The following is a 26,923-nucleotide window of genomic DNA, read 5'->3' as shown; positions in this document are numbered from 1 at the left end:
TCGGTCAACCAGAAAAGATCAGACATGTTCACCGCTCGTTTTTCAGCCGTGAATCATGCCGACCGCTGGAAATCAATGGGTCCTGACCCTACTGCCAGCCCCAACCGTATGTTCACAAATCAAGCTTTTCATTTTTCGAGATGTCGAAAAACGCCACTGCTCGTTTTCCTTGGGATGGCGGTCAGTTACCGCGCTTGGCAAACGGGGCGAAAAACGCCCGTGGGGCTTTCAACGGGTTTGCGGCGAACGAGAAGAGAAATTAGTTTGGGCTACTTGGTAGCGACCGGATATATGAATCCGTTCACTGGGTAGAAACTGCCATACCGGCCCGGCTGACTTTCAACCCGGACCAGCGTCCAGTCATTGTTTTTGGATACGTCCCTGACGCCCATTTTCAATGATACCTTATTGCGGTGCCAGTTCGCGTGGTTCACGATAACTTCCCGCTCGGTGACAATATCGGACACGACAGCCACATGGCCCAACGGCATTCCTCGGGTAGCCCGAAACGACATCACCGCACCGACAACCGGTTCATTGCCCCGCTGAAAAATATTGTGCGCCTTGCCCCACCAGTCCTTGGCGTTGCCGCGAATTTCGATGCCGCTGAGGCTTCGTGCATAGGGTACGCACCACACCCTTTGCCCCCCGGCCTGCTTTTGTGAAACCTCGCGCAACGCCATTGACTGACGTTCCGGATTGAGTTCCCTTTCGGATGGGTTTTGGGCACAGGCAGAAACAAGATTGAAAAGCCCCAACGCAATCGCGGTTCGGGCAGTGCCGAGCAAAAACGGCCGATTCGTATTCGTTTTGCGGGCGCTGGTGTGCAAGTCGCTTCTTTGCCTGTTCGAAGACTTTCGAGGCTTTTACGGTGATCCGATCCGAAATGAAAAGAGGCTTGCCAACTCCCCGGCAAGATTTTGCCAGTTCCCCGCACGAATTTAGGCCAATAGCCGAGGTGGAAGACGTATTTCCCAAAAAAGGAGATTGAGCACTGTGTAGCCAAAAAAACCCTCCGCCAATTGGATGGCGAAGGGTATGTGCAGACTACAGAGCCTAACCAAAGATTACTTTGTCATCTCCGGCTGCATGATCAGTGCGACCGCAATCGCCTTGCCATTGAGCAGCTTTGCGGTTCCGAGCCTCAACTCAAGCTGCATCCAGAATTGCGACAGGGTCAAAAGCTCAGGGGTGCGGTGTCTGCTTGTTTGTCGGAACAAACTTGAACTTGGGTAAAAAGCCCGATGACTTCGATTTTCACATGGTTCATTTTTCTTTCCTATCTTTGGTTCATTTGCGCACGCACGGATTTGATCCCCAACGCGGATGCGCGGTAAGGACTACCGTTTTTCGAGCGAATGAAGCGGCGCTTCAAAAGGCGCTTGAAGACGCCAAGGCTGCAGTCGGTCAGGATATGACCGTCGCGCGTGTAACAAATGACGTCGTGGATTTTGCCGTTTTCCAGGCGCTCATGATGGATCGACCCGCCAAGGGCGAGCTCGTGCAAAACACGCTGTTCGTACTTTGATATATTCATTGGGATGTCTCGATCTTACGAAAGCACAGAAACAGGTTCACTCAGCATCGCGCGTGAGTGTGCCTATCAATGTTGGTGTTCCTGAGTTTGGGTCGTCAGGAACGGGCGTTAGGCCCGGGTCTCTTTCATAAAATCTCCGTTGCACGAGGCGGTATGCCTCAGGCGGTTGTCGACTTAGTCATCCGCCCGTCATGTGTCAAGTTGTATGAAAAATAGTCCTGGTGCGCCCATTTCTGGCATCTTCGCAGGACTCGTGAACGTCTCTTACGGCGCAAGAAATATGCAGTAATGTTGCTGCACTTTACATGCCGTAATATTACTGCATATTGAGGCCATGAAAGATGATCAGCTCGACCTAATCTTCAAGGCACTTTCCGACAGCACCCGCCGCCGCATCATCGACCGTCTGAGCAGGCAACCTGCCCAGTCGCTGTTCGAAGTTTGCGCCGCATCGGTTGCGGAGGATGGTGTTGCGTTGTCCCGGCAGACGGTTTCCCAACATCTGGCGGTGTTGGAGAAGGCAGGCTTGATCGAAGTTGAATGGAAGGGCCGGACAAAAACGCACTCCTTGCGCGTTAGCGATGAGCACATCGCGGCTGCATCATGGCTCACAAATTACAAACCAAACGGATCCAAGACATGAAAATCTACGTCACCAGCATCCTTGTTGATGACCAAGACAAAGCTGAGAAATTTTACACTGAAACCCTGGGGTTCAAGGTCAAGCACAATATCTCATTGGGCGAAAACCGTTGGTTGACGGTCGTATCAAAGGAAGATCCCGAGGGGACCGAGTTGCTGCTTGAACCAAGCGACCACCCGGCGGTGGGGCCTTACAAAGCAGCCCTTGTTGCTGACGGTATCGCCGCGCATTCATTTCAGGTCCGGGACCTTGATGCTGAGTACAAGAGGCTGAGCGATCTGGGTGTGGATTTCGTCACCGAACCGATGGACGCTGGGGCAGTTCACATGGCTGTTTTTGATGACACGTGCGGAAATCTCATTCAGCTCATCCAAATGAAGGACGTCGCCTTCGCCTGAGGCTCGTGCGGATCAGTTTGCGATAGGCGCGAAAGACGGAATACCTCCCTCCCGACGATGATGGGATCGCTGTTGCCAAAGCAATGCATTGCGCGCACTTCGAGCACACGCATCGACAGGTCCCAGAAACCTTCTTTGTTGAATCCAGATTTCTCAATGAAGTGCTAACAGAACACCTGCAAAAGGTGCCGACGGCAGCTCGCTTCGTCATGTGTGTTTTGGCACGGCTCATCTGAAATGATCGGATCATGTGGCCTTGGGCTGTTTGCGGGGCAACGCTGATTCCGGGTCCCGCGAAGAAAACTCAGTGACTTCTATCTCATGCTCTCTAAACTCGAACCTGGTAATTTTCATGAGTTGACTGGGGAGCTTAACCTCACGTGGGTGAAAAAAGACCATCAGGAGAGACGGCAGGTCCTGCGTCGTCATCCGCGCAAAGTGAGGGGCTCAGCGTCGCTGATCAGCAGGCGCGGTTCGAAGCGACTGCGCGGGTTATGCAGGCAATCTCCGAGACCAAGGATGACGTGCAGCCGGTCTGCGATCTGATTGTAACGCTGGCAAAAGATCTCTGCGACGCTTTCTTCGCCGGTCTGGTTCTGGGGCGAGAAGGGGATGCCCTTCAGCAACTGGTGGCCAGCGTTAATCTGCACCCGGACATTCAACAGCTCTGGCTCGACGGTAAGTACACCATGGAGCCGGGCAATTCCCTTGTGACCGATACCATTCTCAGCGGCGAGACCAAACGCGTTGTCGATATGGGAGATACCGACTTTCACAAGTCCGGTGATGAGCGTTTTAAGCTGATTGTCGACACACATGGATGCCGCAGCAATCTGTTTGTTCCATTGAAACTGGATGGCGCGGCAATCGGGTGTTTGATGTTGGCGCGCAACGAAGTGCGCCCATACACCGATGATCAGGTTCGGCTGGTGGAAACATTCGCCGCGCAAGCCGTGATCGCAATCGAGAATGTTCGCCAATTCCGCGAATTGCAGACTCGCCTGGCGCGCGAGGGCGCCACGCGCGAAGTGCTTGAGGTAATAAGCCGTTCTCGGGAGGATGAAGCTCCGGTCTTTAAAACGATCCTCGAAAATACCGCCCGGCTGTGTGAAACCGATGTCGCGACGCTGAGCCTTTTGAATGAAGCGGGAACGCATCTAGAATACGCCGCCCATTACGGCGATCAATTGGCCACGTACGAGGTCGGTGTTGATCGCTGGTCGTTGGACTCAAATCTTCAGATTGCCGAGTCTGTGCGGGAAGCGCGGGTTATTCACAACGTCGATTTACGCCTGACAGACCATTACATTAACGGGGACCCTTGGCGCCGTCAGTTGGTTGATGATGAAGGTGTCCGCTCGTTTCTGACAGTCCCTCTGATTTCAGTGGACGGCGACCCGGTTGGCGTCATCGGGATTTATCGGCGCGAAGTACGCCCTTTCACCGATGACGAGATTGCTTTGGTCGAGAGCTTTGCAGCTCAGGCTGTCATCGCCATCGACAATACACGCCAAATGACAGAGCTGCATACTCAGTTGGAACGCCAAACGGCGACGCGGGAAGTTCTGACAGTGATCAGCAAAAGCCGGGACGACGATGCGCGGGTCTTTGAGGTGGTTCTTCAGCAGGCCACTCAGGTTTGTGGTGCGGATCAGGCCGCACTCATTCTGGTAAACTCTGCTGGAACCTGCGGAAGGCTCGTGGCGGCTTGGGGTCACCAAAAAGAAGGGGCTGAAATAGGAACGGAGTGGCCTCTCGAAGGTTCGTTTACAGCCGCTATCGCGATAAGAACAGGTCAGGTAGTTCGCGTCGACGATATAGCTGACACAGATTACTATCGCTCGGGCAACCCAACGGCGGTTGCGATGGTTGGGGTAGAAGGCATTCGGTCCCGCGTCGCAGTTCCGTTGATGCAGGGGGGGCAGGCCATCGGGGCCATCGCGGTCAGCCGCCGCGAGGTGCGTCCATTCGCCGACCCTGATGTGCAGCTAATCGATGAATTCGCCAGACACGCGGTGATTGCCATCGAGAACACGCGCCAGTTTCGCGAAGTTCAGGAACGGCTTGAGCGGGAGAAAGCGTCGCGAGAAATCCTTGAAGTCATCAGCCGCAGCCGCGACGACGACAAGCCGGTCTTCCACAGCATTCTCGAAAATGCCAGCCGTTTGTGCAAGGCACCGCTGGCCTTCTTGTGTGTCGCTGATCACGAACGCGGGCTTGCGACGATCCCGGCCAATATTGGCGCGAGAACCGATTTTGATGAAGCGCTCAGGGAATTCACCGAGCCTTTGACACGTACGGAACTGATCGCAATCAGGCCCATGGTCGATGGGCAGGTCATTCGTCGGGACAACATCGCCGATGATCCGCTTTATTACCGGGACCGCGACCCGAAACGGGTTCAGATGGTCGAGATCGAAGGAGCCCGCTCGGTTCTTGCGGTTCCGTTGATGAAAGGCGGCACCGGACTTGGGGTGATCGTGCTCTATCGCCGTGAAGTTGCACCGTTCTCAGATGACGACGTCGCACTGGTCCAGACCTTTGCGGCCCAGGCCGTGATAGCAATGGAGAATGTTCGCCAGTTTCGGGAGGTCCAGGACCGCACCGCAGAAGTTACGCAAGCGCTGGAATACCAGACGTCCACATCTGAAGTGCTGCGGGTTATTTCGGCGTCGCCAAACGAGTTGTCCCCCGTTCTCGATGCCATCCTCAAAGAGGCGTCGCGCATCTGCGAGTTGCAGGATGCCTATGTTGCGATGTTGGATCCGGACGACGGGCTCTTCCATGTTCACTCGACACTCACTCAGGACACGGCTTTTGCGGAATACGTCAAATCGCACCCTATTTCGCCCAGCGAGAGCGGTGTAAGCGGGCGGGCCATTCTGTCCAAACGCACAATCTATATCGAAGATGTCGAAGCGGACCCGTCCTACACATGGATGGAAGAAAGCGGCGTCGGTGAATACAAATCACTGCTTGGGGTGCCGTTGGTCAAGAACGGCAAGGTCGTGGGCGTATTATCGCTCGGGTCGCCGGAAGTTTCCGGGTTTTCCAAGAAACAGATTCAATTGCTGCAAACTTTCGCAGACCAGGCCATTATCGCCATCACAAACGCGAACCTATTCCGCGAGGTTGAGAAACGCACTGCGGAAGTAGAGCAAGCGCTGGAATACCAGACCGCCACGTCAGACGTGTTGTCGGTCATATCGCGCTCTCCGAACGAGTTGGAGCCGGTACTTGAGGAAATCCTGAAGGTCGCAAGCCGGATCTGCGAACCAAAATACGCTGCGATTTCGATCCTCAATCCGGAAGATAACCTTTACCACACGGACATCATGCTCGATTTTGACAGTGTTTTCATGAAGTTCATGAAGGCCAACCCTGTTCCGGCCGGTCACGGGAGCGGAATTGGCCAAACAGCAGCCCGAGGGGAAACAGTCTATTACAAGGACACGGAAGCTGACGAATACGCATGGAAAGAGGCAGCTCGCATCGGAAAGTACCGTTCGCTGCTAGGTGTCCCGCTGATCAAGGGCAAAGTGGTGGTCGGCGTGATCGTTCTCTGCCACGACAAGGTCGCGCCATTCAATTCAAAGCAGATCTCTCTATTAGAGACTTTTGCGGCCCAGGCCGTGATTGCGATCAACAATACCCAGTTGTTCGAAGAAGTTCAGGCACGTACGGCCGAAGTGGAAGAGACACTGAAGTACCAGACAGCCACGTCAGAAGTGCTGGATGTCATCTCCCGCTCGCCCAACGATCTGCCGCCGGTGCTGGATGCCATCCTCGAGGTTTCTTCGCGCATATGTTCACCGGAATATGCATTCTTCGCGATGCGGGACCCAGACGACGGGCTGTACCGGGTGGTCATGTCCCACAACGTGAGCGATGCGTTTCTGAAGTTCCTGTCAGACAACCCCATAGCTCCCGAAGAAGGCTCGTGCATCGGGCGAACGGCGTTGCATGGAAAAACAGTCTACATCGAGGATACGCGCAACGATCCGACTTACACATGGAAACAAGCGGCCGAGATGGGCGATTACCTGACCACTTTGGGCGTTCCGCTTGTCAAAAACGGTCTGACGCTTGGGGTCATCGTCATGGCGCACCGGCAGGCTTCGGCGTTTAACGACAAACAGATCAGCCTTTTGGAAACCTTTGCGTCTCAGGCACTGATCGCCATCAACAACACGCAGCTTTTCGAGGAAGTGCAGGCGCGCACCGCAGAAGTCGAAGAGGCCTTGCAATACCAGACTGCCACGACTGAAGTTCTCGAGGTGATTTCCCGATCTCCTGACGCATTGGAACCCGTGCTGGAAGCGTTGCTGGCGGTTTCGTCCCGTATCTGCCGTCTTCAGGATGCCTTCGTCGCCTTGAAGAAACCAGAGGACGGGAAGTATCATTTCTTTGCAGGGCACAACCTGTCAGACGGATTTACCGAGTTTCTGAAGGCGCACCCTTTTGAACCGGGGAACTCATCGGCGACCGCGCGTGCACTTCTTCGTGGACAGGCCGACTATGTCGAGGATACGCAGGCAGACCCTCTTTATGATCCGGTTCTGAAGTCGAACCTCGAAGGGTATCGATCCGTTCTTTCCGTGCCTCTGATACGTGACGGCGCCACAATTGGTGTCATCAGCATGGGCAGCCGAACGGCTGCTGCTTTTGACGAAAAGCAAATCAAGCAAATGGAGACATTCGCGTCGCAGGCGATTATCGCGATCCAGAATTCTCAATTGTTCAATGACACGCAAACTGCGCTCGCACGCCAGACGGCGAGTGCTGATGTACTGCGGGTGATCAGCCAATCGCCTACGGATACAACGCCTGTTTTTGAGATGATCGTAGAGTCCGCGACCCGGCTTGTTTCGTGTGATATGGCGATTGCAACCTTGGCCGATGAGTCATCCTGGTGGCAAGTGGCCGTGGCTTCACCGCACGGGTTGATACGCGACTTCGGACAGTCCCGTCACCCGCTTGATCCACAAGACAATTTCCAGTCATCGGTATTAATGTCGGGAAGAACACGGCATGTTTCCGACTTTTCATCACATGAACTGCCGAGATTGGCGAAGAAACTGCATAAGGAAAACGGAACCGAGGCTTACCTGGGTGTTCCGTTGATGCGTGCCGGCACCTGCCTGGGTGGCCTTGTGTTCATCAGGAAAACGAAAAAGCCATTCTCGGATGACGATATCGCCATGGCGGAATCTTTTGCCGACCAGGCCGTCATAGCAATTGAGAATGTGCGCCTATTCCGAGAAGCTGAACAAGCGCGCAAGGCCGCGGAAGAGGCAAACGAAGCCAAAAGCGCTTTTCTGGCCACCATGTCCCACGAAATCAGAACCCCGATGAACGCCGTGATCGGAATGAGCGGGCTTTTGATGGACACCGAGTTGGATGCGGAGCAGAGCGATTATGCCAATACGATCCGCGACAGTGGGGATGCGCTACTGGGTATCATCAACGAAATCCTCGATTTCTCAAAAATCGAGGCCGGGCAAATGGATATCGAGAACCATCCGTTCGACTTGCGTGAATGCATAGAAAGCGCGCTGGATTTGATCAGCGGCAAAGCTGCCGAAAAACAGCTCGATTTGGCCTATGAGTTCGACGACGCTCTGCCCCCGGCGATCAGCGCCGACTTGACCCGACTGCGGCAAATTCTGCTGAACCTTCTGTCTAATGCGGTGAAGTTCACAGAAAGCGGCGAAGTGGTCCTGTCCGTTGAGCGATCAGCCAAGGAGCGGGGCGCGTTGGAACTCACGTTCAAAGTTCGCGACACCGGAATAGGCCTGTCTGACAAGGGCATGCGCCGTCTGTTTCAATCTTTCAGCCAGGCAGACAGTTCAACGACCCGCAAATATGGTGGCACTGGTCTGGGTCTTGCGATCTCCAAGCGTCTTGCAGAGCTTATGGGCGGGACAATGTGGGCGGAAAGCGAAGGCGAAGGGCGTGGTTCTACCTTTGTGTTCAAGATCCGGGCCAAAGCGGCGAAGCCGGTGAAGTCATCATCTCGCAATCTGGTTGGCGTTCAGCCCGAGCTTGAGGGCAAGCGTATTCTGATGGTGGACGACAACGCCACCAATCGCAAAATCCTGGCTCTCCAAACCGAGAAGTGGGGCACCCAAACCACGACGTGTGAAACTCCGTCCGAAGCGCTGGGCCTGCTCGGCAACACCGACCGGTTCGATCTGGCTATCCTCGACATGCATATGCCGGAAATGGATGGTGAGGAACTTGCAGGAAAGATCCGCACAAAGCTGCCGGCACTGCCGATGATCCTATTCAGTTCACTCGGCCAGCGCGACATGGATCTTGAGGATGGGTTGTTTGCCGCCAACCTTGCCAAACCATTACGTCAATCGCAGCTATTCGATACGTTGGTCACATTGTTTGCGACCCAAAAGGTGCAAATAAAAGCGGCCAAGCCCCCGGACAAACCCCAAACAGACCCCGATATGGCAAAGCGCCACCCCCTGCGCATATTGCTGGCGGAAGACAATTTGGTGAACCAGAAACTCGCCCTCCGCCTGTTGGAGCAGATGGGGTATCGCGCGGATTTGGCCAGCAACGGCGCTGAGGCCGTTGAAAGTGTAAACCGGCAAACATACGACGTCGTGTTCATGGATGTGCAGATGCCCGAAATGGACGGGTTGGAGGCGTCCCGCCGGATCAACAAGGCTTTCCCCGATGGCAGCCGTCCTCGCATAATTGCCATGACTGCGAACGCGATGCAGGGCGATCGCGAGATGTGTCTGGACGCCGGTATGGATGATTACATCACCAAACCGATCCGAGTCCCCGTATTAATTGAAGCCCTTTTGAACTCCCCCCGAACAAGAAGGTGATCCATGACAGATAGCCCAATTGATCATGAAATCTTCATGGAACTCAAAGACGCGACAGGCGAAGACTTTGCTGCCGAGCTTGTGAACACCTTTCTCGACGAAGCCCCCGGAATGATAAGCGAATTGAAGGCAGCCGCGGGCGCGGCCGATGCCGACAGATACCGTCGGGCCGCACATTCCATCAAATCCAATGCAAACACATTTGGTGCAACGGCGCTTGCCGAGATGGCGAGGAAAGCCGAGCTTGGAAAGCCGCCCGTGGCCGGCGATCTTACGGATGCGAATGCGTTGGAGGTGGCCCTTAACACCGCAGCAGCGGCCCTTCGGAGCTTGATTGATGACTGACGCCCCCGGACATCTGCTCATCGTCGACGACAACAAGGTCAATCGCTTGCTGTTGTCCCGGAATGTCGAGCTTTTGGGTCACCAGGCTTCGGTGGCGGAAAACGGTCGGGTTGCGATGGAGATGCTGTCCAGTCAGCCTTTCGACCTGCTTCTTCTGGATATCGAAATGCCGGAAATGGACGGGTTCCAGGTTCTGGAGGCGATCAAGTCGGACACCGACCTGCGCGATTTGCCGGTGATTGTGACCTCATCTGTCGAAGGGCTCGACAATGTGGTGCGCTGCATTGAATTGGGGGCCGAAGACTACTTGCCGAAACCGGTCAACAAGACACTTCTCAGTGCACGCGTTTCCAGTGGCCTCGAAAAGAAAAGACTGCGGGACGAACAGAAACGTCTGCTTGAACGCTTTGCAACCACCGAAGTAGCCCAGGACCTGCAAGCGTCTGGCTTTGCCATCGGCGGAAAACGTGCCAACGCGTCGGTTTTGTTTTGCGATATCCGCGGCTTCACGACATTGTCGGAAAACCTAGCGCCGGAGGAAACCATTGATCTGCTCAATACCTTCTACACTTTGATGTTCGAGGCTGTGACCAGCAATGGCGGCATTGTCAGCCTGATGCTGGGCGACGGTTTGATGGCGCTTTTCGGGGTTCCGCAACCCCTGCCCAACTCTGCGCAAAGTGCCGTGGCGGCGGGGCATGAGATGCACAACATGATCGAAATGCTAAATCTCGAACGGTGCGCGGAAGGGAAAGATGCGTTGAAGATCGGCATCGGAATCGCAACCGGCGAGGTTGTTGCCGGATATGCCGGCACGGATAACCGGGCGACGTATACTTGCATCGGATCGACCGTAAACCTTGCGGCCCGTCTTGAAGCGGAAACTCAGCGAACCGGTAGCCGAATTTTGATAGATCAGGAAACACTGGGGCTGTTGGAAGGCGCCCATGTGGAGAAGACATTCGGCGGAACGAAGATCAAAGGTTTCTCTGATCCGTTCGACATTCACGCGCTTTGAAGGGTCGAGCAAACCTGGGGCAAATGTCCGTTTTTTTTGATTGGTTTCAGAGGTGTGAAGCCAACATTATAGAAGTTCCCAAAACATCTTCCGGATAGACAGTGGTTTTGCGATGTTGGCGCTTTTCGGAATAGATCGTCGAAGAAGCCACGACAGTATCTACGCCCTCGTCGATTATGTTTGGCGTGTTCGGAGGCAGGGGGGTCAAACAAACTTCTCGTTCCAAATCCCTACACGCTGATCGTCGCGGTTTTCATATTCGGCGATAGCCTGGAAAATATCCCGATCCACCAGCCCTTCCCGATCTTCTCCAAAATCCGTCATTCGCATTGTGAACCATGCGGTCATCCCACCCGGCGGCAAAGTGGCGAAGCGAGGGAAGACCGGGTCCCTCTTCCCAGCCTGCCAAGTGCTGGGCAAATCAGGGTCCAGGATGAAACCGCGTGCTATGCCGACCGCATCCACATCCCCTGATTTGACTGCGGCGTCTGCTTCTGATCGATGCTTGAACCCTCCGGTCACCATGAGTGGGGTCTTGGTCAACCGCCGTGCGGCGCGCGCGAAGTCGAGGAAGTAGGGACCTTTGGTTGACCGTTCGGAACTAGATGGCGCGCCGGGAAAATAGGTCCCGCCGCTGATGTCCAGCAGATCGACGCCTTTGCCGTCCAACCCGGCAACCACCCTGAGCGCGTCTTGTTCCGTCAGTCCGCCGTCAAGCTGGTCAGTGGCGTTCAGTTTGACCGCGACTGTGAAATCAGACGGCACCGCAGAGCGCACAGACTCAACGGTTTCGATCAGCAACCGCATCCGCGCGTGGATCGGGCCACCATAGGCATCCGTTCGACGGTTGAAGAGGGGCGAGAGGAACTGGCTCAACAAAAATCCGTGCGCTGCATGGATCTGGACACCGCCAAACCCCAGATCGGCAGACCGACGGGCTGTGCGGGCAAAACTCTCTGGAATGGTCCTGATCTCGGAAAGCGACATCTCTTCGCTACTGAAATCAGGGAAATCGATTGCGCTTGGGCCTTTAGGATGACCGATCGGTCGATGCGTGAGCGCCCCGGCGTGGCCAAGTTGCAGCCAAAGCTGTGCCCCGTTGACCGAGCCACGGCGGGCCAGATCCCGGAAAGCCGCCATATCGGCCGCCTCGTCGAGCACGAGATTACCCGGTTTTTCGGGGTAACGCGGATCCCCCTGCACTTCACCGATGATCGACGCCGCCAAACCACCCTCGGCCCAGCGTTCATAGAGACGCATCTGGGCAGCGGTCGGGTTGCCCCGGCCATCCGCCAGCGAATCCGACATGGCCGATTTGACGATCCGGTTCTTCAAGACACGCCCGTTCGGCAGGGTGAGCGGGCTAAAAAGGGAGGTGTTCGAAGCGATGGGCAAGGTATTTCTCCTTGGTTTATTGGCCTCCACCATAGATAATTTGGAAAGTATGTGCCGATAATCCGGTATCTTGGATCAACTTTTAATAGTTTTTGGAATAGATGCCGCAAAAAACGGAACTGGAAATCCTTCTGGCCGTGGTTGACCACGGCAGTTTTTCGGCCGCAGCCCGCGTGTTGGGGTACACCCCGTCTGCGGTGGGCAAACGGGTGCACCTGTTGGAGCAGAGGTTGCGGGTGCCGCTTCTTGTCCGCTCGACCCGGCGCATGGCATTGACGGAGGCCGGACAACGATATGTAGAGGAAGCGAGGGATCTTCTTGCCCGCCTGACAGCCTTGGAAGAGGACATTGCCGATGATGCCGGCAACCTGCGCGGTGTGATCCGTGTGACAAGCTCGGCGGCTCTTGGCCAATTACATGTTGTCCCACTGGTGATCGAATTCATGGGGCTTAATCCCGAAGTCGAAATCGAGCTGTTGCTGACGGACAAGATCATTGATCTGGTGGGCGACGGCTTCGATCTCGCGATCCGCAGCGGCGTCTTGCCGGACTCGTCCTTCGTGTCACGGAAACTGATGGACAATCAGCGGATCCCATGTGCCGCGCCCGGTTATCTTGAGCGGAGCGGAGTTCCGCTGGAACCCGAGGACCTGACTGCGCACAGATGCCTGCGCCTCGGGCCGGAAAAACATCTGTCGGATTGGGGCTTCAAACGAACGGGTGGCGGCATGTCGCGGCTCGGGTCGGGGTTTTCTTGCAATAGTCTGGAAGCGCTCCGTTCGGCGTGCCGTGCGGGACGCGGCATAGCGTGGTTGCCGGAGTTTCTGATATCCGACGACTTGCGCACAGGTCGCCTGTGTCCGGTTCTGTCGGATCACGCGGAGCCTAGCGCCGGCGGTGGGGTCTTCGTACTGCGACCGGAAATGCCCTTCCTGCCACGGCGCGTTCGGGCCCTGATTGACTTCCTCGTGGATGGTTTCGCGGACAAGGAATTCGGTCACGGATAGCAGGCTGAAAATTTGGCTGGCCTTTTCAAATTGATTTCCGAACAGCAACAGCCCGGTTGCCGTCGGATTGGAGATGGTTTCCGGGATCAAGAAGAAGACCCAGAGGTCCGGTCCGAATTGCAAGGATCGGCGCAAGCTGGTCGAAATCAAACCGGCAATACTTGGGTCGCAATTTCACGCCGAGGTGAGACGTCTTTGACCAAGGGGCCTCACCCTGCAAAACGCTGCGATCAGAGGGTGTCAGTCCCTAACAAGGCCGATGCTCGGTTGGTGCATTGGTTTCCCATCTGTCAATCCGCTCACCTTTTCGATGATGGCATCGGCGTCAATGCAGTGGTGACGATAGAGGTCGCCGATCGTGCCGGTCTGACCGAAGTGCTCGACACCCATTGGAATCGTCGGATGTCCATGCACGGACCCCAGCCAGGACAGGGTCGCAGGATGCCCGTCGATCACCGTGATCAGTTTGCAGTGACGCGGAAGGTCAGACATCAGGGCTTCGATGTGGGACAGCGCCGCCTTGTTTCCGCGTGACCGTGCCCGTTGGGCGGCGGTCCATCCGGCATTCAACCGATCGGCGGACGTGACGGCCAGAACACCGATGTCCCGACGGCCTTCACCAATTGCTCCTGCGGCTTTGATCGCCTCTGGTGCAATTGCCCCTTGATAGGCGATTACGACCTCGCAATTGGGCCCAGGTTTGCGTAGCCAATAGGCCCCATCGATCGCACCCTGACGGAATTCGTCGTCCAAGCGTTTGCCGGGCTGTTCGATCGGGTTGGTCGTCAGGCGCAGGTAGATCGACCCTCCGGTTTCATCACGCAGCCAGGTGCGCTCGTCCGGTTGTCCCTCGCCGTCGCGCTGGATGTAGTCGAAGGCCCATTCCATGATCACCGCCAACTCGTCGGCAAAGGCGGGTTCAAATGCGGCCAACCCATCCTGGCTCATCCCGATCAGGGGGGTGCCGACGGACTGGTGCGCCCCACCTTCCGGAGCCAGTGTAACCCCCGACGGCGTGCCCACCAGTATGAAGCGCGCGTCCTGGTAGCAGGCATAGTTCAATGCATCGAGTCCGCGGCAGACAAAGGGGTCATAAACCGTTCCAATCGGGATCAGCCGCTTTCCAAACAGGGAATGCGAAAGACCCGCCGCGCCCAGCAACAGCATCAGATTCATTTCAGCGATCCCGAGCTCGATATGCTGCCCTTCCGGCGTGAACTCCCATTTGGCCGTCGAGGGGATACGATGTTCGACAAAGGCGTCGGTCTGTTCGGAACGCGCGAAAAGCTTGCGACGGTTCACCCATGGCCCAAGATTGGTGGTGCCGGTTACGTCAGGCGACGTTGTCACAATGCGTTCGGCCAGTTGGCTGTCGCCCTTGGACAAGGCGTCCAGAATCTTGCCGAAAGCCATCTGGGTTGAAATCTCACGGCTGGTGTCGATCCCTATTGGCGGCACATCCAGCTTGTCATCAAGATAGCGCCGAGGACCTTTGGCAAAGAATGGCGTTTTGGACAGGAAGTCTTTCAGGGCTTCAGGGTCCTCAACTGCAGCGAGCGGATTCCATTCCTCACCCTCAAGCACGCCCATATGGGCCTGCCACGCGGCAAACTGACTGTTGTTCATCAACCCGCCGTGGTTGTCCTTGTGACCGGCAATGGGCGTGCCCCAGCCCTTTACCGTATAGGCTAGAAAGCAAGTCGGGCGATCATGGTCGATCGCGGCAAATGTCCGGGACATGGTCTCGACGCAGTTGCCACCGAGGTTTTCCATCAAGGCCGCCAGTTCCGCGTCCGTGCGCCGTTCGATCAGCGCCGTGACGTCTCCCTGATCGCCCAGATCGTCCATCAGGCGCTGGCGCCACACCGCGCCGCCCATGAACGTCAGGGCCGAATAATCCTGATTGGGGCAGGCGTCGATCCAGTTCCGCAGCCGGTCCCCGCCGGGCTCTTCGAATGCAGCGCATTGCAGGACGCCGTATTTCACGCGTACGACATCCCAGCCAAAAGCATCAAAGATCTTCTCGATCCGCTCGAACAGCCCTTCGCGTACGATCCCGTCCAGCGACTGGCGATTGTAGTCGATGATCCACCAGGTGTTGCGCAGGTCGTTCTTCCACCCTTCCTGCAACGCCTCGTAGATATTGCCTTCGTCCAACTCGGCATCGCCGACCAGTGCAACCATGCGACCCAATGGGGCGTCTGCGCCCCAGCTTTTGGCCTTGATGTAATCCTGAATGATCGAGGCAAACGAGGTGATTGCGACACCCAGGCCCACTGACCCGGTCGAGAAGTCTACGTCATCGATATCCTTGGTTCGGCTGGGGTAGCTCTGAACACCACCAAATCCGCGGAAGTTTTCTATTTTCTCGCGGGTCTGGTTGCCCATGAGGTACTGCATCGCGTGAAAGACCGGCGACGCGTGGGGTTTGACGGCGACTCTGTCCTCCGGCCGCAGGGCCGAGAAATAGAGCGCCGTCATGATCGATACCATCGAGGCGGACGAAGCCTGATGGCCACCGATCTTGATCCCATCCACCTTTGGTCGGACATGGTTGGCATGGTGGATCATCCAATGCGACAACCACAGCAGGCGTTGTTCAACGATTTTCAACTGGGTGGGATCAATGTGCATGGCGGTCTCCGGGTTCAGGCGGCGCTGCGGGCAGGGTAGGGCAAAGCCTGCTCCAGGTCTGCAAGGATGTCTTCGACGTCTTCAAGCCCAACTGACAGGCGGATAAGGCCATCGCTGATTCCATGCTCGGCCCGCTCTTCCGGGGTGTATGTCGAATGGGTCATCGAGGCCGGGTGCTGGATCAGGGTTTCCGCATCACCCAGCGAGACTGCGCGCTGGATCATGGTCAGTCGGTTCATGAATTCGATCCCGCCGGACAGGCCGGATTTGATTTCAAACGCAATCATGGCTCCGGGCTGCGACATCTGGCGCTGCGCAACATCATGTTGGGCAAAACTCTTGAGACCAGGGAAAGATACGTCACCGACAGCGGGGTGGGCCTCGAGATATTCAGCGACAACTTCAGCCGATGCGCAGTGGCGGTCCATCCGCAAATTCAGGGTCTTCAGCCCTCGCAGGATCAGCATCGCGTTGAAGGGCGCCATCACCGCGCCGGTCATGTCCTTCATCCCGACCAGGCGGATCTCGGCAATCTGTTCCGCCGAGCCCACGACCAGGCCAGCAACCACGTCTCCGTGCCCGCCAAGGTATTTGGTGGCGGAATGCAGAACGATGTCGGCACCGTGTTCAATCGGTCGGGTCAGATATGGGCTGGCATAAGTGTTGTCGACCACGACCTTTGCGCCGACCGTGTGTGCGATCTTTGAATGGGCGGCAATGTCCACAAGCCGCATATTCGGGTTTGCCGGCGTTTCAAAATAGACCACACGCGTTTTGTCCGACACAGCGGCACGCAGGTTTTCAGGGTCCGTCATATCGACATGCGTGATCGTGACGCCCCATTTCGCCAACCCGTGGCGCATGAACGCAAAGGTGCAGCCATAGAGTGTCTTGTCGACGATAACTTCGTCGCCTGGCGAGAGCAGGGTCCAAAGCACTGCGGTAATGGCACCCATGCCGCTGGAAAGGGCCAGCCCGGCCTCAGCCCCTTCGAGCACCGCAATCCGGCGTTCCAGAAGATCGCATGTGGGGTTCGAAATACGGCTGTAGATATGGCCTTGGCGTTCACCTGCGAACATCTCGCCGCCGGCCTCGGCCGTTTCGAAGGAAAAGGTCGAGGTCAAATGCAGCGGCGGGGTCAGCGCGCCGTCATTTTCCAACGGGTTGTAAGCATGGTGGATGGCGCGGGTAGCAAAGCCGGTTGAGCGGGTCATGACAAACTCCTGATTCCAGTTGAAGCCAGTTTGCGCCTTTACTTTGGGTGAAGGGTTGCGAATTATACCAACATAGAGGTCAAAATTGGCAGGATCTGCCAATCGTAGGAAGGAAAATGGACGCCAAGGACAGACAGATCATCCGTGCCCTCCAACGGGATGGGCGCATGACCAATCAGGATCTTGCGGATGCGGTCAGCCTCTCGCCGTCGCCCTGCCTGCGCCGGGTCAAGAACCTTGAGGCCAGTGGGATCATCAAGGGATACAGCGCAGATGTGGACGCCGCCGCATATGGGATGGCCATTACCGTCTTTGTGCGTATCCGGCTGGAGCGGCACAACGAAACGGATGTCCAGAATTTTGAAGGTCGGATTCGGATGATCGAGGAAGTTCTCGAATGCCACGTGCTGACCGGCGCCATGGACTATCAGTTGCGCGTTCTTGTTTCGGATCTCGAGGCTTACGAAGACTTTATCCGCAATCGCATACACCCGATTGGCGGTATCGCCTCCATCGATACCAGCTTTGTCTATGGAACGGTAAAGAAAACAGCCGTTTTCCCATCCACCTGATCGGCAACGCTCTGTCCGTTTCGCGCCCACGTAGATGCACGCGCCTCACATCGGGCTCTGTGGCCAAGGGCTTTGTAAGCCAAGCCTGCCTGGTCCGTTCTGCAGCACCGGAAGGCCGGAGAACCCGTTACCGAAAAGTCGTCTTGCCCGATTGTTTCCTTGTCGCCAGAGTGGCTGAAAAGCAGGAGGGTGGCGTGGCTGGTCACATGCGCGATGCGATCTTTGGTGCGGGCGCAGTCGATTGTTCGACATCGCGGCATCTGGCTGAGGCCGCGCGGGCCGACGCTGCTGGAAAGAAACGTGCTGACAGCCGGGGCCACTCGGCCCGCGGCGGGCAAATTTGGTGAAGGGCAAGAAGGACAGATGACCAAATCCAGCGACCTGTTTCAGCAAGCCCGACAATCGATGCCCGGGGGCATCTCGCACCGCTATCGCTGGCGCTTGCCGAACCCGATCTATATCACCCGTGCGCTGGGCGCGCATAAGTGGGACGCTGATGGCAATCGATATATCGATTTCAAGATGGGTGCGGCCAGCCAGATGATGGGCCATTGCCACCCCGAAATTGTCAAAGCCCTGCAGGCGCAAGCGACGCAAGCGATCTTTGCGGCTGACTGCAACCCGATCGAGGTCGACTGGTCACGCAAGATCTGCGATCTGATTCCGTCGGTAGAGCGGGTCCGCTTCACCGCGTCCGGAACCGAAGCAACGATGCTGGCCCTGCGCATCGCACGCGCCTTCACCGGCCGTGACAAGATCCTTCGCGTGGACGGGCATTACCATGGCTGGCATGATCACGTTCTGAAGGGGTCAAAACCGGGATCGGATGTGCCGCCATCGCTGGGCGTTCCCGCAGCCGTCGCAGCGCTGACCGACATCTGCCCGCCTGATGCGGACATGTTGAACAGGATGCTCGCCACCAAGGACTATGCTGCGGTGATTATCGAAGCCTCGGGCGCCAATTACGGCGCAGTGCCGATGGCGCAGGCGGTTCTGGGAGCCGCCCAATCCGCCGCGCATCGAAATGGCGGCCTGCTGATCCTGGACGAGATCATCACTGGCTTCCGCTGGTCCTCAGGTGGGCGTCAGGCGCTGGCCGGAACCACGCCCGACCTGACGACCATGGCCAAGATCGTCACCGGCGGTATGCCGGGAGGTGCCGTCGGCGGCACGGCCGAGGTCATGGCGATGCTCGACCCGTCCGTCACGGCCCGGGGACACACACCGGCGGTGCTGCACCAGGGAACCTTCAACGGAGCGCCCATCGTGGCCGCAACCGGATCGGTGATGATGGACCTTTTGGCGGATGGTTCGGCCCAGGGCCATGCGGACAGGATCGCAGCGGATATTCGGAGTGGCGTGAACGCGCTGTTCTCCAAACACGGCATCGAAGGGTTGTGCTATGGCGAAAGCTCGACGTTCCACCTCTGGTTCGGGCCGCACGAAGGGTCGATGGACGGGATACCCGCCGCGACCATTCGCGGACCCGCACCCAAGCTGGTCGCGGGGCTACAGGATGCTCTGAACCGCAACGGCGTTGACCTGATGTCCGCGATGAGCGCCGTAACATCGGCCGCGCATAGTGACGATGATGTCACGGACACCCTGAATGCGTTCGACCGCGCACTGGAAGAGATCAAACCGGTTCTCAACGAGACGCAGTGGCGTCACCGTACCGGGCAGATCACCACATTTGCTTGTGCTTGCGCGTCGATCCGATGCTGACGCCGAACTGCCGTGAAAACGCCTTGGACAAAGACTGTGCGGAGGAATAGCCACAGCGCATCGCAACCTCGTCCAGAACAAGGTTCGTGTGCGCAACCAGGTCGCGGGCGCGCGACAGGCGCATCAACTGGTAATAGCGTTGGGGCGGCATCCCAAGCTCTTTGACAAAGATGCGCGAGATGGACCGAACCGAAAGGTTGGCCCGCCGCGCGAGGTCCACGATTTGCATCGGAGCCTCGTCATTTTCTGCCATTATGGAAATGCAGCGCCGCAGGTTTTCCGACCCTTTGGGTTGCATGGCGCTGTGTCCAAGCCCATCGAACCGCGCACCGTCATGCAGGAACATGCTGGCTGCATCATGCGCCAGCGCGTCACCGTATCGTTCCGAAATCAGGGCGATCATCAAATCCATGGCCGTCGACGCGCCGCCGCAGGTCCAGATCGGACCGTCGCGGACAAATCTGTCCGGCAGGGTCTCGACATTTGGAAACGCCTCCGAAAACTCAGTCAGCGTTTGCCAGTGCAGGGTTGCCCGACGCCCGTCCAGCAATCCCCAGGAAGCAAGAAACCACGCTCCGGTGTCCGCCCCGATGACCGTCTCCGCCTGTCTGGTCAGCGCGACGCATTTTCTGCTGGCCGGCTTCGAGGCGTTCTGCCTGAACTCGTCTCCGCCGACCACCATCAACAGATCGCAGGCGCCCGCGTCAACCAAAGTGACGTCCGGCGAAAGACGCAGACCACTGGAGCTGCGAACTGCATCGTCGTCAGGCGTCACAATAGACCAGTGGATGTCGGCGCCGGTCTGATCCCGAACAACGCGCAGCGGCTCCAACAGGCAGGCCAGCAGCATGTTGGAAAACTTGTCAAACAGCAGGACGTTGATTTTGAGTGCCAGCATTTCGTCCGATTAGGGATGTTTTTTGGCAAATTAGGACAACACCCGCAGAAAATTCAAGACTACGCTTTCCCCAATTTGCAGTCGAACCAACCACACCGGCAAAAGGGCCTGACCACCATGCGCGACCGACCGCTTTCGAACATTCGGGTTCTTGATTTCGGCCAATATCTGGCCGGGCCGCTGGTCGGGATGATGTTGGCCGATATGGGGGCGGATGTGATCCGCATTGATCCTCCGGGCGGACCGCGCCTGAAATCACCCGCATCGGATATGCTGTCACGTGGAAAATCCAACCTGGAATTGGACCTTAAATCGCCAGGCGGTCTTCAGACAGCTCTGCAACTTGTTCAGCGCGCCGATGTTGTCATCGACAATTTCCGGCCGGGTGTGATGAAACGTCTTGGTCTGGGACCGGACGCCCTGCGGCAGGCAAATCCCGCCGTTGTTTCACTATCGATGCCCGGCTTTGCCTCAACCGATCCGGAACTGGCCGATATTGCAGCGTGGGAGGCAGTGATCGCTGCGCGCACAGGGCAGTTCACGGATATGGGCCTGAACCGCCGGCTGATGGGGATCAACCCATCCTTCACTCCGCTGGGGCTGGCTTCGGCCTACGGGGCGACGTTTGGTGCCATGTCGGTGCTGTTTGCACTTCGCGCGCGGGGCAGAAATGGCGGGGATCATATCGAGGTTCCGCTGGCCTCGGCCCTCCTGGAGGGGCTGGTCTACAATTGTCAGCAAATCGAGGACTATCCGGATCGCTACAAATCCCCGCGCGAGGTTGAACTGGAACGGCGCGCGGCAGAAGGTCTGCCGCTGAATCTGGAGTTTTCGGAATTGTCGGAATTCCTCGACCCGTTCTACCGGACCTACCCCTGCGCAGACGGCCGGGGTTTTTATGTTGTGGCATGCAGCATCAAGGGCCATCCTGAACGCGCGCTTCGAACGCTTGGGCTTGGCGATGTGGTTGAAAGCCTGCCGGACTTCGACGCCTATCTGGATCAGAAAGACTGGCCCGCGGAATGGTCTTCACGCAACTATCCGGTCGGCGTTTCGGACCGCGCCCGCGTATCCACCGCGATGAAAGAGGCCTTTCTGACCCGTCCGGCCCACGAGTGGGAGGCGCTGTTTGGGGCATCGAAAGCACCGGCAACGGCCCAGCGATCCTCACAGGAATGGCTGAATGATCCGCACGCGCTGGCTTCGGGCCTTGTGCTGGAAGTCGAACATCCCGTGCACGGCAGGATGCGTCAGATGGGCAATGTCGCGTGGCTGGCAGAAGATGCCGAGGCTCGGGTCAAGCACGCGGCCAAGCCTGCCGATCTTGCCGCGCTTCTGTCCGAAGCGCCCCGGGCCTCGGCGGTCACTGACCCCGCCGGACAGGGCTGGCTGGACGGGCTGAAGGTTCTGGACCTGACCAATGTCATCGCCGGCCCCACCATCGGCTCGACCCTTGCACGGTTCGGTGCCGAAGTCACTTTGGTACAACCGGTCGATCCGTCGGTAGACCCCTGGAATGCGGTTGTCTTTGGCATGCACGCGCATCGCGGCAAGAAGAGCATTCTTTTGAACCTGCGCAGCGACGAAGGGCAAGAGGCTCTGGCGCGCCTGATCGCTGAATCCGACGTCATCACCATGAACGGCACCGATGCGCAGCGCGATGCGCTGGGGTTGTCGCCGGACCGATTAAAAAGCATCAATCCGAAGCTGATCCTGGTTCAGCTGGACGCATTTGGTGGGCCGAAGATCGGGCCGAAGTCCAACCACCTTGGCTATGACGATTTGGCCCAGGCGGCCACCGGTGTCATGGTGCGTTTTGGCGGCGGCATGGAAACGCCTGAAGAGCACGCGCATTTCGGCACGATCGACGTTTTGACCGGGTACTGTGCCTGCGTGGCGCTTGGCGGGGCGCTGACGCGGCTGGACCAGACAGGAGAGGGCGGCATTGCGCGCGCCTCGCTGGCGGCTGCGGGCAACCTGATTCAGGCCCAGTTCATGTATGATTATGACGGGCGGGCGTCGTTTGACGAACCTTCGGGGCGTCAGGCGCTGGGCTGGGGGCCGTTCTATCATTGCTATAAAGCAGCGGACGGCTGGATGTTCTTCGCCGCTCCAACCGAGCAAGAGAAGGCTTTGACGAATATCCCCAAACTTGCTGACCTTGCCAATCTATCGGAGTGTGAAGTGCAGGCCGGCCTGGCATCGCGCTTCCGCGAACGTCCCGTGGCCTTTTGGAAAGCAGCATTCGCCGCTTCGTCCAGCGCCGTTGTTCCATTAGGGTCGCTGCACGAGACCCGCGATGCCGCCCTGCAACCGGAAAGAGGTGGAGAGGTTGATCTGTCACAGGCGACATTCCGCGTGATCCGCCACGACCGGCATCCGATGGGCCGCTGGACTGATCTGGTGGCGCCAAATGCGGTGCGCCCGGAAAAGGGCCGTATCACCGTGCCTTCGCACATGCCAAAATATGGGGCCCACACGCGCGAAATCCTGGCGCGGACCGGGTTGGCCGAAGATGCAGTTGACCACATGATCAAGACCGGGGCAGCGGCAACGCAGTGGTCCGACAAATACCTTCCCGAATAAGGGCAGAGAGTCCCGAGGGGTCGGACTGACCTCGGGCAAGCGGAGTGGGCTATTGGATCCATCTAACGGACATCGGCCCGATGCGCGCTCGACGCAGCGCTTTCGGACCAGCAATCAGTCGACCAAGGTAAGTGTCACATGATCCTCGCGCGAGGCGTAAGGCCCATGAGTGTCCAGATCCACGGCTGTTGTCGTCGCCTCGCAGACCGCCCGAGCGTGGACGATTGGCGCGAAGTTGGTGCACAATCAATATGGGATCGCGCCCTCACATCTCCGTTGAACGACACAAAGGATATTCACGCGATTTACCACTCGCTTGGGTCACTGAAAGGGAAAAGATGCACGTTTTTCGCAGTATGATCATAGATGCAAATATCGATCGGGTCTGGCAGGCCGTCCGAAACTTTGACGGGTTAGCAGCCTGGAACCCCGCAGTGGATAAGGCCACTTTGGAAAATGGAGCGCCGACCACGACCGGGTCAATTCGCAGCCTGCAAATTCGCGACGGGACGGTGTTTCGCGAGACCCTGCTTGCGCATTCCGACATCGACCACTTCTATACCTACGACATTCTCGAAAGTCCGCTTCCCGTCGAAGGATACGTTTCGACGCATCGATTTATCCCGATATCACATACCGATCAGACCCTGGGCATTTGGGAAAGCCGATTTAACTGTGCGCCTGATGTCGCAAACGAGATGGACAGTATCGTGGGTGACGCAATCTACATTGGTGGCATGGAAGGTTTGAACCGATATCTCAGGGAGAACCAGCATGAATGACACGCTCGCGCCCCGCGCCATTGTCGGCGTGATGACACCGGCGATGAATACCGTCGTGCAGCCGGAGCTGGAGCTTTTGCGGCCGAACGGTGTGACCAACCAGATGCAGCGCTTTCGCCTTGGTGGGGACGCTGTGTCGGATGATCTGCCTGAAGAAGCGGCCAAGCTGATGGATTGTAACCCCGGGGTAATTGCCGTGGGGCTGACAACGGATGCAGGGGCGGGTGGGCCGGACAAGCTGGCGGCCCGGTGCTCGGAAGTCTCTGACCAGGTGGGCGTGCGTTTGCTGGGCGCTTCGCAGGCCAACTACGCGGCGCTTCGCGCACTTGGGGCGGTGCGGGTCGGAGTTGTCACCCCGTTCAGCGCAGAAGTGGATGCGGTTGTAAAAGCCAATACCGAGGCCGCCGGATTTGAGGTTGCCGCGATCAAAGGAACCGCGGCGCCGACACTCCCCGAGATTTGCGAAACACCGCTTGACGATATTCGCGCCGTCTTCTCTCAGGTGGCTGCATCGGACTGCGATGTCATCCTTCAGGTTGGCACCGCGTTGCCTGTGATCTCACTGATCGCGGAACTGGAAGCGCGCTATGAAAAACCGATCGTTGCATGCAATGCGGCCGTGTATTGGCAAGCGCTTCGCGCCATCGGCATCAAGGATGTGATCCCGGGCTACGGCACATTGCTGGAGAAACACTGAATGCAGGATCACGTGCAGGTCGCCGTCATCGGTGGCGGTGCCGTAGGGGCGGCTATCCTTTACCACCTTGCCAAGGCGGGCATTACCGATGCGCTGCTGCTCGAGAAAAATGAGCTGACGGCTGGCTCGACCTGGCATGCGGCAGGCAACATTCCCACTTACGCCAACTCGTGGCTGGGGATGCGCGCGGGCAACTACGCCTGGCGTCTTTACAAGGAACTTGCAACCCACCCGGATGCACCGATTACCTACCGCCACACCAAGGCAATCTGGCCCGCACACACGCCAGAGCGGATGCAGCTGTTTCAGCATTTGTGTGGCGTGTCGCGATCCGCGGGGTTCGAGCTTTCGATGCTGGAACCGTCGGACATTGAGAAGATGCACCCTTACTGGAAGGCGGGGAATGACGTTCTGGGCGGCATTCTGGACCCCTATGAAGGTGATATTGATCCCAGCCAGTTGACGCAGGCCTTGGCCAAACACGCGCGGGACATGGGAGCCGAGGTGCGCCGCTATACCAAAGTCACCGGCCTCAGACAGCGCAGCAGCGGAGACTGGGAGGTCGAAACATCGGCTGGCAGCCTGATTGCGGAAACCGTAATCAATGCGGCGGGGTCTAGCGGCGCGCAGATCGCCGCGCTTGCCGGAATGAAACTGCCGGTCGTGACCCTGGAACACCAATACATGGTTACGAGCGCTTTGCCTGAGCTGGACGCGGACAGTGATCTTTTCCCGCTGATCCGGGACCCGGATCTAAGGTTCTACCTGCGCCGGGAACGGAACGCGTTCCTGCTGGGTTCTTACGCGCATGAAGGTCGACCTGTCTGGATGGATGGTGTTCCCGGGGATTTTGACCATCAGCTTTTTGCTGACGATGTCGACGGGATGATGGCGGTGTTCGAGGCTGCATGCAGCCATGTCCCGCTGCTGGAACAAGCCGGAGCACAACGTTTCGTGAATGGCCCCATTCCTTATGCGCCGGATGCTCTGCCGCTTGTCGGCCCGGCAAGTGGCGTACGAAATTTCTTCCACGCGACCGGTGTTCAGATCGGAATCACGCATTCTGCCGCGATTGGCAAGGCAATGGCCGAATGGTTGACCACAGGCGAAACCGAATGGGATCTGAGCGCTTGGGATCCGCGACGCTTTGGCGACTGGGCATGCGGGGATTATGCGGCGCGCCGGGCTTCGGAGCATTACGATCTGCAATATGCGATCCCTTACCCCCACCGCATTCTGACCTCAGGGCGACCCGTCAGGCAGTCTCCGCTTTACGACCATCTGGTTTCACAGGGCGCGGTCATGGGGCAGATCGGCGGTTGGGAACGTGCCTTCTGGTTTGATCCGGCACCTGGTTCAGAGGCTCATGATCTAAGCTTTGGCGAAGAAGCATGGAATGAGCCGGTCCGCAAGGAATGCGAGGCCGTTCGGGATGCGGTCGGTCTCATGGATCATGGCGGCTTTACCAAATTCACGCTCGAAGGTCCGGATGCGGCCGCGGTTTTGAACAGGGTCTTCTGTAGTTTCCTGCCGGACGTTGGACGGGTGCGCCTGTCTTACATGCTGACACCAAACGGAAAGATCTGGTCCGAGGCAACGATCGCCCGGCTGGCCGATGACCGCTTTCTAATTTGCGGTCCGACACTTGCCGTGGACCGTGACTACGACTGGATCGCGGGACAGATAGGCGACGCCGATGCCACGCTCACCTGGCCCTACGAACGGGATGGCGCGCTTCTGGTCATGGGGCCGAAATCCCGTGCGCTTCTTGAGCCTTTGACAGACGGCGACCTGACCCGGCCCTGGATGAGCGTTACCGAGACGACGATCGCCGACGTACCAGTCACCGCCCTCAGGGTGAGTTACGTAGGCGAATTGGGTTGGGAGCTTCATGTCCCTTCCGAGCATCTGACAACGCTTTACCAGGCCATTTGGGAGGCCGGGCAAAACCAAGGTATTCGAAATTTCGGCTCCTACGCGCTGAACGCAATGCGGGTTGAAAAGGGATATCACGGCTGGGCTGCTGATTTTGGCACCGAATACACACTCTTTGACGCGGGGCTGGCGAGCTTTGCCAACCTGAACAAGGGGCCGTTCACAGGGCGCGAAGCTGTCAAGCAGCAAAAGCGCGAGGTGCCAGCCTGGCAATTCATCGGACTTGAATTTACGGACCCTGGCCCGGATCCGTTGCCGTCTGATCCCATTATCCTGGGCGACCGAGTAATCGGTTACCTCACATCCGTGTCGATGGGGTTCCGAAGCGGTCGTCTTATCGCGCTGGGTTATGTGGAAACGGGAACTCTGGACATTGGCCAAAGCTGCCACGTTCAAGCTTTTGGCGCACTTCGATCTGCCGTTCGTCACAACCACCACGTCTATGACCCAGAGAACAAGCGGTTGCGCGCCTGAGTTCCGAAAGCACTGGTTCCTGGTCACGAGCTTGGGCGAAAACCGTAAAACGTTCGCAGGTGGAAACTTCGAATTGGAAACGGATCGGTTGCCTTTCCAGCACCACGAAAATCGTGGTCCGGAAAATTCTTCACGGAAATCGACACGCTGTGATATAAACAAAATCGAATATTAAGGAGCTGCGAAAAGTTCCTCCATTCTGTTGGTATAGT

19 protein-coding genes are annotated in these 26,923 nt (G+C 57.6%); 13 read left to right on the top strand and 6 right to left on the bottom strand.

Features of this window, described 5'->3' with window-relative positions; genetic code table 11:
- Window positions 1-269: 269 nt before the first annotated feature.
- Window positions 270-683, bottom strand: coding sequence for a CHAP domain-containing protein (locus tag ACR0J8_RS15950; RefSeq protein ID WP_480527276.1), 414 nt, complete (start codon window positions 681-683; stop codon window positions 270-272).
- A gap of 596 nt (window positions 684-1,279) precedes the next feature.
- The gene (locus tag ACR0J8_RS15945) at window positions 1,280-1,537 is read right to left on the bottom strand and encodes a YjhX family toxin (protein WP_480527274.1); all 258 of its coding nucleotides are present in this window, start codon (window positions 1,535-1,537) and stop codon (window positions 1,280-1,282) included.
- 334 nt (window positions 1,538-1,871) lie between these two features.
- Here ACR0J8_RS15945 and ACR0J8_RS15940 point away from each other — a divergent pair, with 334 nt between their 5' ends.
- The 5 genes from ACR0J8_RS15940 to ACR0J8_RS15920 all read left to right on the top strand — a co-directional run bounded on the left by ACR0J8_RS15940 (window position 1,872) and on the right by ACR0J8_RS15920 (window position 10,792).
- The gene (locus ACR0J8_RS15940; RefSeq protein WP_170612450.1) at window positions 1,872-2,180 is read left to right on the top strand and encodes a metalloregulator ArsR/SmtB family transcription factor; all 309 of its coding nucleotides are present in this window, start codon (window positions 1,872-1,874) and stop codon (window positions 2,178-2,180) included.
- On the top strand, window positions 2,177-2,578 hold the full coding sequence (locus tag ACR0J8_RS15935) for a VOC family protein (protein WP_480527272.1): 402 nt from the start codon (window positions 2,177-2,179) through the stop codon (window positions 2,576-2,578). Before ACR0J8_RS15940 ends, ACR0J8_RS15935 begins: the two co-directional genes overlap by 4 nt.
- A 380-nt stretch (window positions 2,579-2,958) precedes the next feature.
- On the top strand, window positions 2,959-9,429 hold the full coding sequence (locus ACR0J8_RS15930; protein ID WP_480527270.1) for a GAF domain-containing protein: 6,471 nt from the start codon (window positions 2,959-2,961) through the stop codon (window positions 9,427-9,429).
- Between the two features lie 3 nt (window positions 9,430-9,432).
- The gene (locus ACR0J8_RS15925) at window positions 9,433-9,774 is read left to right on the top strand and encodes an Hpt domain-containing protein (protein WP_480527269.1); all 342 of its coding nucleotides are present in this window, start codon (window positions 9,433-9,435) and stop codon (window positions 9,772-9,774) included.
- Window positions 9,767-10,792 carry an adenylate/guanylate cyclase domain-containing protein gene (locus ACR0J8_RS15920; RefSeq protein ID WP_480527267.1) on the top strand — a complete coding sequence of 342 codons (1,026 nt, stop codon included), beginning with the start codon at window positions 9,767-9,769 and terminating at the stop codon, window positions 10,790-10,792. The genes ACR0J8_RS15925 and ACR0J8_RS15920 overlap by 8 nt, the downstream gene beginning before the upstream one ends.
- 204 nt (window positions 10,793-10,996) lie before the next feature.
- Here the strand turns inward: ACR0J8_RS15920 and ACR0J8_RS15915 are convergent, their stop codons facing one another.
- Window positions 10,997-12,220 (bottom strand): NADH:flavin oxidoreductase/NADH oxidase family protein, encoded by a 1,224-nt coding sequence (locus tag ACR0J8_RS15915; protein WP_480891085.1) that lies wholly within the window; start codon window positions 12,218-12,220, stop codon window positions 10,997-10,999.
- Between the two features lie 68 nt (window positions 12,221-12,288).
- Between ACR0J8_RS15915 and ACR0J8_RS15910 the strand changes: the two genes are divergently transcribed.
- Window positions 12,289-13,194, top strand: a complete 906-nt coding sequence (locus ACR0J8_RS15910) for a LysR family transcriptional regulator (RefSeq protein WP_480527263.1) — start codon at window positions 12,289-12,291, stop codon at window positions 13,192-13,194.
- A gap of 240 nt (window positions 13,195-13,434) precedes the next feature.
- Here the strand turns inward: ACR0J8_RS15910 and ACR0J8_RS15905 are convergent, their stop codons facing one another.
- Both ACR0J8_RS15905 and ACR0J8_RS15900 read right to left on the bottom strand, forming a co-directional pair.
- A complete protein-coding gene (locus tag ACR0J8_RS15905) occupies window positions 13,435-15,828 on the bottom strand; it encodes a 1-deoxy-D-xylulose-5-phosphate synthase N-terminal domain-containing protein (RefSeq protein WP_480891082.1) in 2,394 nt (797 codons plus the stop codon).
- Between the two features lie 14 nt (window positions 15,829-15,842).
- Window positions 15,843-17,042 (bottom strand): methionine gamma-lyase, encoded by a 1,200-nt coding sequence (locus tag ACR0J8_RS15900; protein ID WP_480527259.1) that lies wholly within the window; start codon window positions 17,040-17,042, stop codon window positions 15,843-15,845.
- A 116-nt stretch (window positions 17,043-17,158) separates the two neighbouring features.
- Here ACR0J8_RS15900 and ACR0J8_RS15895 point away from each other — a divergent pair, with 116 nt between their 5' ends.
- The 3 genes from ACR0J8_RS15895 (at window position 17,159) to ACR0J8_RS15885 (ending at window position 19,339) form a co-directional block, all read left to right on the top strand.
- Entirely contained in the window at window positions 17,159-17,614 is a 456-nt protein-coding gene (locus ACR0J8_RS15895) for an Lrp/AsnC family transcriptional regulator (protein ID WP_170805871.1), read from the top strand.
- Between the two features lie 170 nt (window positions 17,615-17,784).
- Window positions 17,785-17,961 (top strand): hypothetical protein, encoded by a 177-nt coding sequence (locus ACR0J8_RS15890; protein ID WP_170817304.1) that lies wholly within the window; start codon window positions 17,785-17,787, stop codon window positions 17,959-17,961.
- Window positions 17,962-17,977: 16 nt separating this feature from the next.
- Window positions 17,978-19,339, top strand: a complete 1,362-nt coding sequence (locus ACR0J8_RS15885; RefSeq protein WP_480891080.1) for an aspartate aminotransferase family protein — start codon at window positions 17,978-17,980, stop codon at window positions 19,337-19,339.
- On the opposite strand, the gene ACR0J8_RS15880 is transcribed toward ACR0J8_RS15885, so the two are convergent.
- Window positions 19,299-20,237 carry a GlxA family transcriptional regulator gene (locus ACR0J8_RS15880; RefSeq protein ID WP_480891077.1) on the bottom strand — a complete coding sequence of 313 codons (939 nt, stop codon included), beginning with the start codon at window positions 20,235-20,237 and terminating at the stop codon, window positions 19,299-19,301. The two genes, ACR0J8_RS15885 and ACR0J8_RS15880, sit on opposite strands and share 41 nt — an antisense overlap.
- A 117-nt stretch (window positions 20,238-20,354) precedes the next feature.
- On the opposite strand from ACR0J8_RS15880, the gene ACR0J8_RS15875 reads away from it, so the two are divergent.
- From ACR0J8_RS15875 to ACR0J8_RS15860, 4 genes are all read left to right on the top strand, one after another.
- Window positions 20,355-22,823 (top strand): CoA transferase, encoded by a 2,469-nt coding sequence (locus ACR0J8_RS15875; protein ID WP_480891074.1) that lies wholly within the window; start codon window positions 20,355-20,357, stop codon window positions 22,821-22,823.
- 356 nt (window positions 22,824-23,179) lie between these two features.
- A complete protein-coding gene (locus ACR0J8_RS15870; RefSeq protein WP_480526097.1) occupies window positions 23,180-23,605 on the top strand; it encodes an SRPBCC family protein in 426 nt (141 codons plus the stop codon).
- Entirely contained in the window at window positions 23,598-24,302 is a 705-nt protein-coding gene (locus ACR0J8_RS15865; protein ID WP_480526099.1) for a maleate cis-trans isomerase family protein, read from the top strand. Before ACR0J8_RS15870 ends, ACR0J8_RS15865 begins: the two co-directional genes overlap by 8 nt.
- The gene (locus tag ACR0J8_RS15860) at window positions 24,303-26,711 is read left to right on the top strand and encodes a GcvT family protein (RefSeq protein ID WP_480891070.1); all 2,409 of its coding nucleotides are present in this window, start codon (window positions 24,303-24,305) and stop codon (window positions 26,709-26,711) included.
- Window positions 26,712-26,923: the final 212 nt, after the last annotated feature.

The organism is Ruegeria sp. N11 (assembly GCF_056531525.1).
This window is presented reverse-complemented; position numbering and strand designations above follow the sequence as displayed.